The organism is Glaesserella australis, assembly GCF_003260095.1.
Classification (GTDB): Bacteria; Pseudomonadota; Gammaproteobacteria; order Enterobacterales; family Pasteurellaceae; genus Glaesserella; species Glaesserella australis.
The window spans coordinates 55,133-69,250 of the sequence record NZ_PTPX01000018.1 but is presented as its reverse complement, the minus strand read 5'-3'; the positions used below and the strand labels follow the sequence as shown (position 1 = coordinate 69,250).

12 protein-coding genes are annotated in these 14,118 nt (G+C 41.9%); 9 read left to right on the top strand and 3 right to left on the bottom strand.

Annotated features, from left to right (window positions below; all coding sequences use genetic code 11):
- The first annotated feature begins 112 nt into the window (after positions 1-112).
- The 9 genes from rep to treC all read left to right on the top strand — a co-directional run bounded on the left by rep (position 113) and on the right by treC (position 11,533).
- Positions 113-2,137 carry a DNA helicase Rep gene (gene rep, locus C5N92_RS09415; RefSeq protein ID WP_111750600.1) on the top strand — a complete coding sequence of 675 codons (2,025 nt, stop codon included), beginning with the start codon at positions 113-115 and terminating at the stop codon, positions 2,135-2,137.
- Positions 2,138-2,139: 2 nt separating this feature from the next.
- On the top strand, positions 2,140-3,357 hold the full coding sequence (locus C5N92_RS09410; RefSeq protein ID WP_111750599.1) for a hypothetical protein: 1,218 nt from the start codon (positions 2,140-2,142) through the stop codon (positions 3,355-3,357).
- 61 nt (positions 3,358-3,418) lie between these two features.
- On the top strand, positions 3,419-5,254 hold the full coding sequence (gene ilvD, locus C5N92_RS09405) for a dihydroxy-acid dehydratase (RefSeq protein ID WP_111750598.1): 1,836 nt from the start codon (positions 3,419-3,421) through the stop codon (positions 5,252-5,254).
- Between the two features lie 68 nt (positions 5,255-5,322).
- Positions 5,323-6,318, top strand: coding sequence for an RsiV family protein (locus C5N92_RS09400; protein ID WP_111750597.1), 996 nt, complete (start codon positions 5,323-5,325; stop codon positions 6,316-6,318).
- 14 nt (positions 6,319-6,332) lie between these two features.
- On the top strand, positions 6,333-7,160 hold the full coding sequence (locus C5N92_RS09395) for a ZIP family metal transporter (protein ID WP_111750705.1): 828 nt from the start codon (positions 6,333-6,335) through the stop codon (positions 7,158-7,160).
- 94 nt (positions 7,161-7,254) lie between these two features.
- Positions 7,255-7,584 (top strand): YbaB/EbfC family nucleoid-associated protein, encoded by a 330-nt coding sequence (locus C5N92_RS09390; protein WP_005712069.1) that lies wholly within the window; start codon positions 7,255-7,257, stop codon positions 7,582-7,584.
- 72 nt (positions 7,585-7,656) lie between these two features.
- Complete coding sequence (recR, locus tag C5N92_RS09385) at positions 7,657-8,262, top strand: recombination mediator RecR (RefSeq protein WP_111750596.1); 606 nt, start codon at positions 7,657-7,659, stop codon at positions 8,260-8,262.
- 146 nt (positions 8,263-8,408) lie between these two features.
- Positions 8,409-9,833 (top strand): PTS trehalose transporter subunit IIBC, encoded by a 1,425-nt coding sequence (gene treB / locus C5N92_RS09380; RefSeq protein ID WP_111750595.1) that lies wholly within the window; start codon positions 8,409-8,411, stop codon positions 9,831-9,833.
- Positions 9,834-9,907: 74 nt separating this feature from the next.
- A complete protein-coding gene (treC, locus tag C5N92_RS09375; RefSeq protein WP_111750594.1) occupies positions 9,908-11,533 on the top strand; it encodes an alpha,alpha-phosphotrehalase in 1,626 nt (541 codons plus the stop codon).
- Between the two features lie 55 nt (positions 11,534-11,588).
- Here treC and ribH read toward each other — a convergent pair whose 3' ends face one another.
- The 3 genes from ribH to ribE form a co-directional block, all read right to left on the bottom strand.
- A complete protein-coding gene (ribH, locus tag C5N92_RS09370) occupies positions 11,589-12,050 on the bottom strand; it encodes a 6,7-dimethyl-8-ribityllumazine synthase (RefSeq protein WP_111750593.1) in 462 nt (153 codons plus the stop codon).
- 111 nt (positions 12,051-12,161) lie between these two features.
- Positions 12,162-13,361 (bottom strand): bifunctional 3,4-dihydroxy-2-butanone-4-phosphate synthase/GTP cyclohydrolase II, encoded by a 1,200-nt coding sequence (locus tag C5N92_RS09365; RefSeq protein ID WP_111750592.1) that lies wholly within the window; start codon positions 13,359-13,361, stop codon positions 12,162-12,164.
- A gap of 85 nt (positions 13,362-13,446) precedes the next feature.
- On the bottom strand, positions 13,447-14,091 hold the full coding sequence (ribE, locus tag C5N92_RS09360) for a riboflavin synthase (RefSeq protein WP_111750591.1): 645 nt from the start codon (positions 14,089-14,091) through the stop codon (positions 13,447-13,449).
- Positions 14,092-14,118 lie beyond the last annotated feature (27 nt).

Genomic DNA, 14,118 nt, shown 5'->3' with positions numbered 1-14,118 from the left:
GAAGTGAGTGAAGAATGAGATTATTTTAACATTCAAAAGGCAAGCGGTCAGTTTTATTCGACAATTTGCAAAAAATCTCTAAAATCACACCGCTTACATCAAAGGAAATATCATGAAACTCAATGCTCAACAACAACAAGCGGTGGAATATGTGAATGGGGCTTGCCTTGTGCTGGCGGGGGCTGGTTCGGGCAAAACACGGGTGATCATCAACAAAATTGCTCACCTGATCGCCCGTTGTGGTTATTCGCCAAAGCAGATTGCCGCCGTGACTTTTACCAACAAAGCCGCCCGTGAAATGCGTGAGCGTGTGGCACATTCGATTGGCAAAGAGAGCAGTCGGGGATTGACCATTTCCACTTTCCATACGCTCGGTTTTGAGATTTTAAAGCGTGAGCATAAACTGCTCAGCTACAAATCGGGTATGACGCTGTTTGATGAACACGATCAACTTGCCCTGCTCAAACATCTGTTACCTGAAAATGTGGCGGAAGATAAAGATCTGTTGAAGTTGCTGATTTCGACCATTTCCAACTGGAAGAACGATCTGCTTTCGCCGGAACAGACCATAGCACTTGCCAAAACCGATCGAGAACGGGTGTTTAGCCATTTTTACGATCAATATCAAAACCAGCTCAAAGCCTATAATGCGTTGGATTTTGACGATCTGATTATGTTGCCTACTTTGCTGTTCAAGCGTTTTCCCGAAGCAAAAGCACGTTGGCAGCAGAAAATTCGCTATCTGTTGGTGGACGAATATCAAGACACCAACACCAGCCAGTACGAGTTGATTAAACTGTTGGTCGGTGCGGATGGTAATTTTACGGTGGTTGGCGATGACGACCAGTCGATCTACTCGTGGCGAGGAGCGAAGCCTGAAAATATGGGGCGGTTGCAGAGCGATTTTCCGCAGTTGAAAGTGATTAAACTTGAGCAAAATTACCGCTCAAGCCAACGGATTTTGCACTGTGCCAACATTTTGATCGATAACAACGATCACCTGTTTGACAAACGTTTGTTCTCGCAATTAAGCGAGGGCGAAAAGCTCAATGTGATTGAAGCCAAAAATGAGGAACACGAAGCGGAGCGGATTGTTGGCGAGTTAATTGCACACCGTTTTTCACGCAAAACCAAGTACAAAGATTATGCGATTTTGTATCGTGGCAATCACCAGTCTCGTCTGTTGGAAAAATTGCTGATCCAAAACCGCATTCCCTACAAAATTTCGGGCGGTACGTCCTTTTTTGCCAAGTCGGAAATTAAGGATATGTTGGCGTACTTGCGGTTGTTGGTCAATCAAGACGATGATGCCGCCTTTTTACGCATTGTGAACACGCCAAAACGGGAAATCGGCGCGGCAACGCTGGAAAAGTTGGGGCAACTGGCGAATGAAAAACAGGTAAGTTTGTTTGAAGCGATTTTTGATTTCGAGCTGATCCAACGGCTCACCCCAAAACCGTATCAAGCCTTGCAGGACTTTGCTCGTTGGGTGGTGGAATTGTCTGATCAAGCGGTCAGATCCGAGCCAAAATCTGCAATTCAAGAGATGTTAGCGAAAATTCAGTATGAAGCCTATCTCTATGAAACGGCGGCGACACCGAAATCGGCAGAAATGCAGAGCCGTAATGTGCAAACGCTGTTTGAGTGGGTGGAAAAAATGCTGGAGGGCGATGAAATCAGCGAGCCGATGAATTTAAATCAGGTCGTCACCAATTTGACTCTACGGGATATGATGGAACGCAGCGAAGACGATGACGAAAGCGATCAAGTGCAACTGATGACGCTTCACGCATCCAAAGGGCTAGAATTTCCGCACGTCTTTTTAATCGGTATGGAAGAGGGCATTTTGCCCCACCAAACCAGCATTGATGAAGATAATGTGGAAGAAGAACGCCGTCTTGCCTATGTGGGCATTACCCGCGCGCAACAGACGCTGACTTTTTCGCTCTGTAAAGAACGTCGTCAATATGGTGAGATAATTAAGCCTGAAATTAGCCGTTTTTTACTTGAATTGCCACAAGATGACTTGCAGTGGGAGCGAGATAAACCTAAACTGAGCGAACAAGAACGTCAACAGAAAGTGTCGGCAGGATTAAGTGGCTTAATGGCAATGGTACAGGCGAATAGGAAATCATAAGAATGAATAAAGAAGAATATCAAAAAGTTGAAATCTATTTAGATTTTGCCACAATTCCTACATTGAATTATTTTTTTCACTTTATTGAGAATTATCAGGATAAAGATACAATTAGATTATTTGGCTTAGGGCGTTTTAAAATTCCAGATTCAGTAATTGAACAATATCCTGCAGGAAAAATCTATTTTGCTAAATCAGAAATAGATGCACAACATGAATTTAAACAGTTATGCTTTGGAGTATTGAAAAATATAGATCAGAAGATGGTTTTAAACTTACATGTTAATTTGACACACTCATTTGTCATTTTAGCATCGTTATTAGATATATTATTTTCTCTAGAAGAAAGAAAATGTCATTCTATATGTTTACATCTTTATGATGATGGAGCAGAAGGACCAAGACAACTTTATACATTATCTCAACGTTCTGATTTGGAAGAACTTGTTGCTTTTCATAAGAATCAGATGGCAAATTTATTGCATGCAGGTAAAGCAACTATTTCTGTTTTAGGTGTATTTCGATACTTGTGGCAAGAAATATTCACTACACATTATCATCTTTTAGATACAAAAGTTTTAGATCTAGCTTCTCTTGCTCCGTTAAAATCAGAGATGATTAATTACCATAAAATGTCATTTAACCATTTTCATAAGTTTAATCAAGAGCAAAAGAGATTATTTCTTACCTTGTTAGATCTTGATACTAAATATGAAAATCAAATAATTGATTTGTTCAAAAACAATAAAACCTTTGTTTTTACAGGAACAACAATGTTTGATTGTGATAGTAATCTTTTAAATTTTTTAGAAAATGCACATACTCAAATTATAGAGAATATGATATATCCTGAAGGTAAGTATTATCACCAATATGATGATTATATTTTTCTATATAAAGGGCATCCACACGCAAAAGAGTTAAATAAACGTATTTTGGAAAAATTTAATAAACTAATTAATATACCTGAGCATTTACCTTTTGAAGTACTCTATTTATTAGGATTAAATCCAACAAAGATAGGAGGTTTTTTTAGTACTAGCTATTTTCAGGTAGAGTCAGATCGAATTGCTGATGTCTTTTTCTTAAGTTCATCAGATCCTGAAAAAAATAAAAAATATTATGTTTTTTCAGAACAATATGACTTAATGAAAGTATTATTAGCATTAGATTATGTTAAGGAAGAACAGTGTCATTTGATTAATTTCAATATAAAGTAGTTTATATAGTAACTTCATTAAACAATTTTAAATTAACACAACATCAAAACTTGGAGAGATTATGCCTAAATTACGTTCAGCGACTAGTACGCAAGGTCGCAATATGGCGGGTGCACGTGCCTTATGGCGTGCAACAGGAATGAAAGAAAACGACTTCGGTAAGCCGATTATTGCGGTGGTGAACTCATTTACGCAGTTTGTACCGGGACATGTTCATTTAAAAGATATGGGACAGTTGGTTGCCGAGCAGATCGAAAAAGCGGGCGGTGTGGCGAAAGAGTTTAATACTATTGCAGTTGATGACGGTATCGCAATGGGTCACGGCGGGATGCTTTATTCATTGCCTAGCCGTGATTTGATTGCCGACAGCGTGGAATATATGGTGAATGCTCACTGTGCCGATGCGATGGTCTGTATTTCCAACTGCGATAAAATCACGCCAGGAATGTTAATGGCAGCGTTGCGTTTGAACATTCCGACCATTTTCGTTTCAGGCGGCCCAATGGAAGCCGGGAAAACCAAATTATCCGATCAAATCATTAAATTAGATTTGGTTGATGCGATGATCCAAGGTGCAAACCCGAATGTATCCGATGAAGTCAGCGATCAAATTGAGCGTTCAGCTTGCCCAACCTGTGGCTCTTGCTCAGGAATGTTTACCGCCAACTCAATGAACTGCTTAACGGAAGCTTTAGGCTTGAGCTTACCGGGCAACGGTTCTTGCCTTGCGACCCACGCCGACCGCAAACAGCTCTTTTTAGACGCAGGTACACAAATTGTGGAACTATGCAAAAAGTATTATGAACAAGATGATGACTCGGTTTTACCACGTTCTATCGCCACCAAAGAAGCTTTTGACAACGCAATGAGCTTAGATATTGCGATGGGCGGTTCAACCAATACGGTTTTACACTTATTAGCAGCAGCACAAGAAGCGGAAGTCGATTTCACAATGGCGGATATTGACCGTCTTTCTCGCCAAGTGCCTTGTTTAAGTAAAGTCGCTCCGAACACACAAAAATACCATATGGAAGATGTTCACCGTGCCGGCGGCATTATGGCGATTTTAGGTGAATTAGACCGTGCAGGCTTGCTTAATAACCAAACTCGCACGGTGTTAGGTTTAAGCCTTGCGGAACAAATCGCTAAATACGATATTGTGTTAACCAAAGATGAAGCCGTACATAAATTCTTCCGTGCAGGACCAGCGGGCATTCGTACCACGAAAGCATTTTCGCAAGACACCCGTTGGGATAGCGTTGATGACGACCGTCAAAATGGTTGTATCCGTAGCAAAGAATTTGCGTATAGCCAAGATGGTGGTTTGGCAATGTTATCGGGCAATATCGCCCTTGACGGCTGTATCGTCAAAACCGCTGGCGTGGATGAATCAATCTTAAAATTCAAAGGCGAAGCCATCGTATTTGAAAGCCAAGAAGATGCCGTTGCAGGTATTTTAGGCGGTAAAGTGCGCGCAGGACACGTGGTGGTGATCCGCTACGAAGGCCCTAAAGGCGGACCGGGTATGCAAGAAATGCTCTACCCAACCAGCTATTTAAAATCAATGGGCTTAGGTAAGGCTTGTGCGTTATTAACTGATGGACGTTTCTCAGGCGGTACATCGGGCTTGTCTATCGGACACTGTTCACCAGAAGCAGCAGCAGGCGGTTTAATCGGCTTAGTGAAAGACGGCGATACCATTGACATTGATATTCCAAACCGCTCTATTCAGTTGGTTGTGCCTGAGACTGAACTGGCTCAACGCCGTGCAGAGCAAGATGCGAAAGGCTGGAAACCTGCTAACCGCCAACGTGAAGTGTCATTTGCATTGAAAGTCTATGGACATTTTGCAACCTCAGCAGATAAAGGCGCGGTTCGCGATAAAACTAAAATTTAATGGATACAAGCGGTAAGATTTTGTCTGAATCTTACCGCTTGTTTTAATACTCGTTGATAGGAGTTTTTATGAAAAAATCACTCATTGCATTACTGGTGTCATCTGTTTTTTTACTCTCAGCCTGTGATGATAAAGAAAAAAATGCGTTAATGGCTCAAGTGCAGCAATCGACACAAGAAGTTACTCAATTAAAATCGGATGTAGAAAAAGCTAAAACTGAGTTAGCTGATGCCAATAAATCTATTGCGGAACTTACCGTACAAGTAGAAAAGGCAAAATCAGTTTTTCCTGCTTTAAAAGTTGAAATAGAGACGATTTTTGATAAAAAAGAGATTGTTAAGCATAAAAAAGATCCGAATGAAGAGAATGATTTTTTCCGTGAAGAGACGCCAGTACAATTAGGTGTGACAATGCCTAAAACCAATGTGGAATGGATAAATGAGTTAATTTATGCTGAATTTATTCAAAATTGGGGAAGAAGTTTTGATGCTCAAGGGAATAAGGTTCCACCTGCTAAAGCGGATAAAGGGAAAGAAAAAGAAATGGCTTTGACTATTTTGCAAAAGCAACTAAATGAAATGATTGCTTCTGCGAAAGAAGATTCTGCTATTGCTTTGACTGAAGTCCTTGAGAGTAATTATTTATGGCAGCGTAATAATTTAGTTCTTTTTTCTCAAGTACATCAAAGCTATACCGGCGGTGCACACGGAATGCATTGGGTAAGATATCTGAATATTGATGTTGATAAGCGTATTATTCTAACCATTTCCGATCTTTTTTCAGAAAAAAATCAAAACGCTATTCAAGAAAAACTTTGGAATCGTTATGTTGAACAGTGGTATGAAATGACGGGTGAAAAAGAAACTTTTACTGCAAAAGCTGATTTTGAATTATCTGGTGAATTTTATTTTTCAGAAGAGGGACTTACTTTTGCTTATCCACCTTATTCACTAGGACCTTATGCTATGGGGGATATTTATTTAACGCTATATTGGGATGAAATTAATCCATATTTGGCGAAAGAATATCAGCAAACTAGCAGCCGAATTAATGCTGAATTTTAAAAGTAGATAATATGATGCTCGATTATTTTTTATCTTTACATCCAGCTATGCAAGCACTACTTGCAGGATTATTTACTTGGTTTTGTACTATTTTTGGTTCTGCTTTTGTTTTTTTCTTTAAAACGGTGAATCGTAAAATTCTCGACTCAATGATGGGGTTTGCGGGTGGTGTCATGATTGCAGCATCCTTTTGGTCTTTACTCGCACCATCTTTAGAGTATGCAGAACCAACTTATGGTAGCTTGAGCTGGATTCCTGCCGCAGTGGGCTTTTTAGCCGGTGGCTTTTTTATTCGAGCTGTTGACTATATTGTGCCACATTTGCATTTAAGTAAGCCGATAGAAGAAGCGGAAGGGATTGAATTAAAACGTAAATTACCAAAGTCGGCATTGCTGTTTTTAGCGATCACCATTCATAACATTCCTGAGGGCTTGGCTATTGGCGTAGCTTTTGGTGCAGTGGCAACTAATGTCGCTGGGGTGGATGCTTCTCTTATGGGGGCAATTGGTTTGGCTATCGGTATTGGTTTGCAAAATATCCCTGAGGGGTCTTCCCTTGCTTTACCGATTCGTGGTGAAGGGAATAGCCGAATGAAAGCCTTTACCTACGGCTCACTTTCTGCCATTGTCGAACCTATCGCTGCTGTACTTGGCGCAGTCTTTGTGATCTCAATGACATCTATTTTACCTTATGCCTTGGCATTTGCTGCGGGTGCAATGATTTTCGTGGTGGTTGAAGAGCTGATACCCGAATCCCAAAGCAACGGTAACACTGATATTGCAACACTCAGTTTAATGCTTGGCTTTGTGATTATGATGACATTAGATGTGGCATTAGGCTAATTGCAAAAAATTCCTTAAATCTTACCGCTTGCACCGACTGGCTTGGTTCAGTAGAATGCGAGCGTTTTTTATTAATTCATAACGAGGTTATCAAATGTTTGGAAAAGGTGGCTTAGGCGGCTTAATGAAACAGGCTCAGCAAATGCAAGAGCGTATGCAAAAAATGCAAGAAGAGATTGCGCAGTTAGAAGTGACGGGAGAGTCTGGTGCAGGGCTAGTCAAAGTAACGATTAATGGTGCGCATAACTGTCGCCGTATCGAAATCGATCCATCATTAATGGAAGATGATAAAGAGATGGTAGAAGATTTAGTTGCGGCAGCTTTTAATGACGCTGTGCGTCGTGCCGATGAAATGCAAAAAGAGAAAATGGCAAGCGTCACTGCAGGTATGCAGTTACCACCAGGAATGAAATTCCCATTCTAATTTTATAAATGAAGATATTTGTAGGGGCAAATCGTATTTGCCCCTCTCACTTTTAAGCGGTTTAACTGAATTATGCAAAGTAGTCCTTTACTTGAAAATCTTATGGAAGCCCTACGAGTTCTACCAGGCGTAGGACCAAAATCCGCTCAACGTATGGCATACCATCTCCTACAACGTAATCGTTCGGGTGGTGTTAATTTAGCCAAGGCCTTAAGCGAAGCAATGACTCACATCGGACATTGCAAATCGTGTCGCACTTTTACTGAAGAAGGTGAATGTGCTATTTGTCAAAACTATCGCCGTCAAATGAGTGGGCAACTTTGTGTTGTTGAAATGCCTGCAGATATTCAGGCGATTGAACAAACTGGGCAATTTTCAGGACGCTATTTTGTCTTGATGGGACATTTATCACCTTTGGATGGCATAGGTCCGCGTGAAATTGGTTTAGACTTATTACAACAACGTTTAGAAAACGAATCCTTCCACGAAGTTATTTTGGCCACAAACCCTACGATTGAAGGCGATGCTACCGCAAATTACATTGCAGAAATGTGTTCTGTACATAATATCAAGGTAACACGTATTGCTCATGGTATCCCAGTTGGTAGTGAACTTGAAATGGTAGATGGTACAAGCCTTTCTCACTCTTTTGTCGGTCGACGAGATATTTCACTCTAATCTTCAATAAGGACGCTTAGCCGTCCTTTATTTTTCTATTCCGTTTAATTTTTGTGATCTTGATCACATATTGGGAACGTTCCCATTGATAATTTTTTAGCTAAATTTATAATTTGTACAATTTTTCACTCCTTTTAGGATTCATTATGGCTAAACAAAAAATTGACCCACAAAATATCGATAAACTTGTGGAATATATTGGTGGTCGTGACAACATTGCGACCGTCACTCACTGTATTACTCGCTTACGTTTTGTATTAAATGATGAAAGCAAAATTGATGCGAAAGCAATCGAAGAGCTATCAATGGTAAAAGCGAACTTCTCAACGGGTGGTCAGTATCAAGTGGTGATCGGGCAAGAAGTAGGCGATTATTACAAATTGCTCCTTGAAAAAACCGGCTTGGCAAGTGTGGATAAAGAGCAAGTCAAAGCGGCGGCACGCCAAAACCAAAAATGGTACGAAAGTGCGATTTCGCATATGGCGGATATTTTTATTCCATTGTTGCCAGCACTTATCAGTGGAGGTTTGATTTTAGGCTTCCGCAACGTGATCGGCGACATCAAAATGTTTGAAGATGGCACCAAAACATTAGTCGAAATCAGCGCATTTTGGGCGAGTATGCACTCATTCTTATGGCTGATTGGCGAAGCGATCTTCTTCTTCCTACCGGTCGGTATCTGTTGGTCAATCGCACGTAAAATGGGGACTTCACCAATTTTAGGCATTGTGCTTGGTGTAACCTTGGTTTCATCACAATTGATGAACTCTTACGCACTCGGTTCACAAATTCCAGAAGTGTGGGATTTTGGCTTCTTCTCGATTGATAAAGTCGGCTATCAAGCGCAAGTAATCCCAGCGATTATGGCAGGTTTAACCCTTTCTTATATCGAGCGTTTCTTAACGAAAATCGTGCCGGATTTCTTAAATTTAATTATCGTACCAGTCACATCAATCATTTTAGCGGTGTTCTTAGCTCACGCAATTATCGGTCCTATCGGTCGTGAAATTGGTAACGGCGTAGCGTATGTGGTGAAAGCAGCAATGACGGGTGAGTTTGCCCCAATCGGTGCAGCGCTATTTGGTTTCTTATATGCGCCGTTAGTAGTAACTGGTGTTCACCAAACCTCGCTAGCAATTGATATGCAGATGATCCAAAGCATTGGCGGTACACCAGTTTGGCCGTTAATTGCCCTTTCAAATATTGCGCAAGCGTCTGCAGTTGTAGCAGTGTTAATTATGGCGAAAAAAGCGAGCGTGCGTGAAGTGGCAGTACCTGCAGCATTATCTGCTTACTTAGGTGTAACCGAGCCTGCAATGTATGGTATCAACTTAAAATACCGCTTCCCAATGCTCTGTGCGATGATCGGTTCTGCTTGTGCGGCATTAGTCTGTGGTTTTGCTGGTGTGTTGGCAAGTAGTATCGGTGTGGGTGGTCTACCTGGCATTCTTTCTATTCAACATCAATACTGGGGAACCTTTGCGATTGCGATGTTAGTGGCGATTGTCGTGCCGATTTTATTAACTATGATGGTATATAAACGCAAAGCAATGAAAGGCGAAATTGAATAATGAGACGCGGTCAGATTTGCAAAGTTTTTGCAAAATCTGACCGCTTGTCATCAATCTTATTGAGAGAAATATAGATGAATAACAAAAACTGGTGGAAAAACGGCGTTATTTACCAAATCTACCCGAAATCTTTCCAAGATACGACAGGTTCAGGCACAGGCGATATTCAAGGGATTATTAAACGCCTTGATTATCTTCAAACCCTTGGCATTGACGGCATTTGGATTACGCCAATGTACGTTTCGCCACAAATCGACAACGGCTACGACATTGCTGATTACCGCAATATCGATCCAAGTTACGGCACGATGGCGGATTTTGAACAACTGATCGCCGAGGCACACAAACGCAACATTCGCATTGTGATGGATATGGTGTTTAATCACAGCTCGACTTTCCACGAGTGGTTTAAACAAGGCGAAGATCCGAACAGCGAATACCACGACTACTATATTTGGAAAGAAGAGCCGACCAACTGGAAATCGAAATTTGGCGGTTCTGCGTGGAAATGGTCGGACAAAGCGCAAAAATACTACTTACACCTGTTCGCCCCTGAACAAGCGGATTTGAACTGGGAAAACCCAAAATTACGTGCAGAACTCTTTGACATCTGCAAATTCTGGGCAGAAAAAGGCATTGACGGCTTACGTTTAGACGTGGTGAATTTGATTTCTAAACCTGAAAAATTTGAAGACGATTTTGAAGGCGATGGTCGCCGTTTTTATACGGACGGCCCTAAAATTCATCAATATCTACAAATGTTAAATCAAAACGCTTTAACGCCATTTGGGTTAATGACCGTGGGCGAAATGTCTTCAACTAAATTGGAACATTGTCAGCAATACGCCAATTTAAACGGCTCAGAATTGTCGATGACCTTCAATTTCCACCATTTAAAAGTAGATTATCCAAACGGCGAAAAATGGACATACGCACAGCCTGATTATGTGGAATTGAAGTCGATCTTCAACTATTGGCAACAAGGTATGCACAACAAAGCGTGGAATGCGTTGTTTTGGTGCAACCACGACCAACCACGCATTGTGTCGCGCTTTGGGGACGAAGGCGAACTTCGCACCACTTCGGCAAAAATGCTTGCGATGTTGCTCCACGGCATGCAAGGCACGCCGTATATTTATCAAGGGGAAGAAATCGGAATGACCAACCCGAATTTCTCAACCATTGAAGAATATCGTGATGTAGAAAGCCTGAATGCCTATGCAGAATTGAAAGAAAAAAGTGTGGACGAGGCGTTGATTATCAAAATTCTCGCACAAAAATCCCGTGATAACGCCCGCACCCCAGTGCAATGGGACGGCTCAAAAAACGCTGGTTTTTCCACTGGTACACCGTGGATTGATGCCGCTCGCAACTATACTAAAATCAACGTGGAGCAAGCTTTGGCGGATAAAAATTCGGTGTTCTATACTTATCAAGCGTTAATTCAACTACGCAAAAAGTTAGCTGTGCTGACGGACGGAGATTATCAGGACTTACTCCCTGGACATCCATCGGTTTGGGCTTATCAACGTACTACTACAGCTGAAAAATTAACCGTCGTATCAAATCTGAGTAATCAAAGTCAAACTGTGAAAATTCAGGTTCAAGGCAAAGTTCTTATGAATAACTACGATGATGTAGAGATGAATGCAGAACAAATAATATTGAAGCCTTATCAGGCAGTATTTTTGCTAATCTAATAGATGTTGAATACTAAAATGGCGAAGAGTCATAATGTCTCTTCGCCATTTTTTATTAAAGTGCTTTTAACACATTCACCATTTCAATCGCACCTAAAGCACATTCAGAGCCTTTGTTGCCTGCTTTTGTGCCAGCACGTTCAATGGCTTGTTCGATGTTTTCGGTAGTTAATACGCCGAAAATCACGGGTACGCCTGTTTGTAAGCTCACTGCACCAATGCCTTTTGCCGCTTCGTTACAGACGTAGTCGTAGTGGGTGGTTGAGCCACGAATAACGGTGCCTAAGCAGATTACCGCATCATATTTACCGCTTTCCGCCATTTTTTTCGCAATTAACGGAATTTCAAACGCACCTGGAACCCAAGCGGTGTCAATATCGCTTTCGTTTGCACCGTGACGGACTAGCGTGTCGATAGCGCCACTTAAAAGTTTGTCGTTGATAAAATCGTTAAATCTTGCACATACAATGCCGAATTTTAATCCTGTTGCGACTAAATTACCTGTGATAGTTGCCATTTTTGCTTTTCCTTATTTGTGAAATAAATTGATGTTCCCCTCTCTCTGCTCAAAATAGCCTGACGCTATTTTGAGCTGTCTCTCTCCCGCAAGCGGGAGAGAGTAAAAAGGTTAGAAATTAAACATATGTCTCATTTTGATCTGTTTTACCTTGAGATAATCCAAATCGTGTTTTGTGGGTTCGACCATAATCGGCTCTCGGGCTATGATATTTAAGCCCACCTGTTGTAGCCCCTCGATTTTCGCTGGGTTGTTGGTCAGCAAGCGGATCGTTTTCACCCCTAAACTGCGGAACATTTGAGCACCGATATGGTATTCACGTTCGTCCTCGCCAAAGCCAAGTGCTAGGTTAGCTTCGACCGTGTCCATACCTTTGTCTTGCAATTCATAGGCTCGTAGTTTGTTGATTAAGCCGATCCCACGTCCCTCTTGGCGTAAATAGAGCAACACGCCTCTGCCTTCTTGCTCGATTTGTGCCATTGCTGCAGCAAATTGCTGACCACAGTCGCAACGTTGTGAACCAAAGGCATCGCCAGTTAAACATTCGGAGTGAATACGGCACAACACTTCTTCGCCATTGCCAATCTCGCCTTTAACAAGTGCAACGTGTTCTTTGCCCGTGATTTTTTCGATAAAACTGTGGGCGGTAAATTCGCCGTATTTGGTCGGCATTTTCACCACAGAAATTTGCTCGATTAAACAATCTTTAGCACGGCGGTACTCTTGCAACTGGGCAATGGTGATAAACGGCATATTGTGTTTAGTAGCAAAGGCTTGTAGCTCAGGCATTTTCATCATTGTGCCGTCATCAGCCATAATCTCACAACAAAGCCCTGCGTGTTTTAAGCCTGCAAGACGAGCGAGATCGACCGTTGCTTCCGTGTGTCCGTTACGCACCAACACACCGCCCTCTTTGGCAAGCAGTGGGAACATATGCCCAGGGCGGCGAAAATCGCTCGGTTTGGCGTTGTCGTCCACTACTTTCAGTGCGGTTAATGAACGCTCAAAGGCAGAAATGCCCGTTCCCGTGTCGATATGGTCAATCGCCACCGTAAAGGCGGTTTCGTGGTTATCGGTGTTGTAAGAAACCATTTGTGGCAGATCGAGTTTTTTCGCAATCGCCGTTGAAATCGGCATACAAATCAATCCCTTACCGTACGTTGCCATAAAATTGATATTTTCAGGGGTAGCAAATTCCGCTGCACAGATAAAATCCCCCTCGTTTTCACGATCTTCGTCATCGCTGACAATAATAATTTTGCCTTGACGCAAAGCGTCTAGGGCTTGTTCTACTGTTGAAAATTGAAACATTTGCTTTCCTTTTTTCATTGTAGGGTGGGTCTTGACCCACCACTAACGAATTCTATTTTTTATGGTGGGTCAAGACCCACCCTACTTAAAACCCAACTCTCTTTAAAAATTCTTCGGTAATGTTGCTTTGCGATTCGCTCTGTTTTGGCGAGAGCAATTTTTCCACATATTTACCGATCACATCATTTTCTAAATTAACGATACTACCGACTTTCTTTGTACCTAAATTCGTTTCGCTCAAAGTATGCGGAATGATTGACACACGGAAACTTTCATCATCGCAATCCACCACTGTCAAGCTAATGCCGTCAATGGTGATCGAGCCTTTCTCAATAATGTAACGCATCAATTTTGCAGTGGTGCGAATGCGATACCAAACCGAATTATTTGCTGGGGTAATGCTGACGATTTCGCCCGTGCCGTCAATATGACCTGACACGATATGTCCGCCAAAGCGTCCGTTTGCCGCCATAGCTCGTTCAAGATTGACGGGGCTGTTCGGCTGTAATTCGCCTAATGATGTGCGAGCTAAGGTTTCCGACATCACATCGGCGGAAAAATGGTTTGTGCCAAATTCGGTGACGGTCAAGCAGACTCCGTTCACCGCAATGCTGTCGCCTAAATGCATATCGGTAAAAATTTTGTTGCCTGTGATGGTTAAAACCGCAAATTCCCCTTGTTTGTGGATTTTGGCGACCTTGCCGACTTCTTCGATAATGCCTGTGAACATAAATTTTCCCTGTAGGGACACACTGCG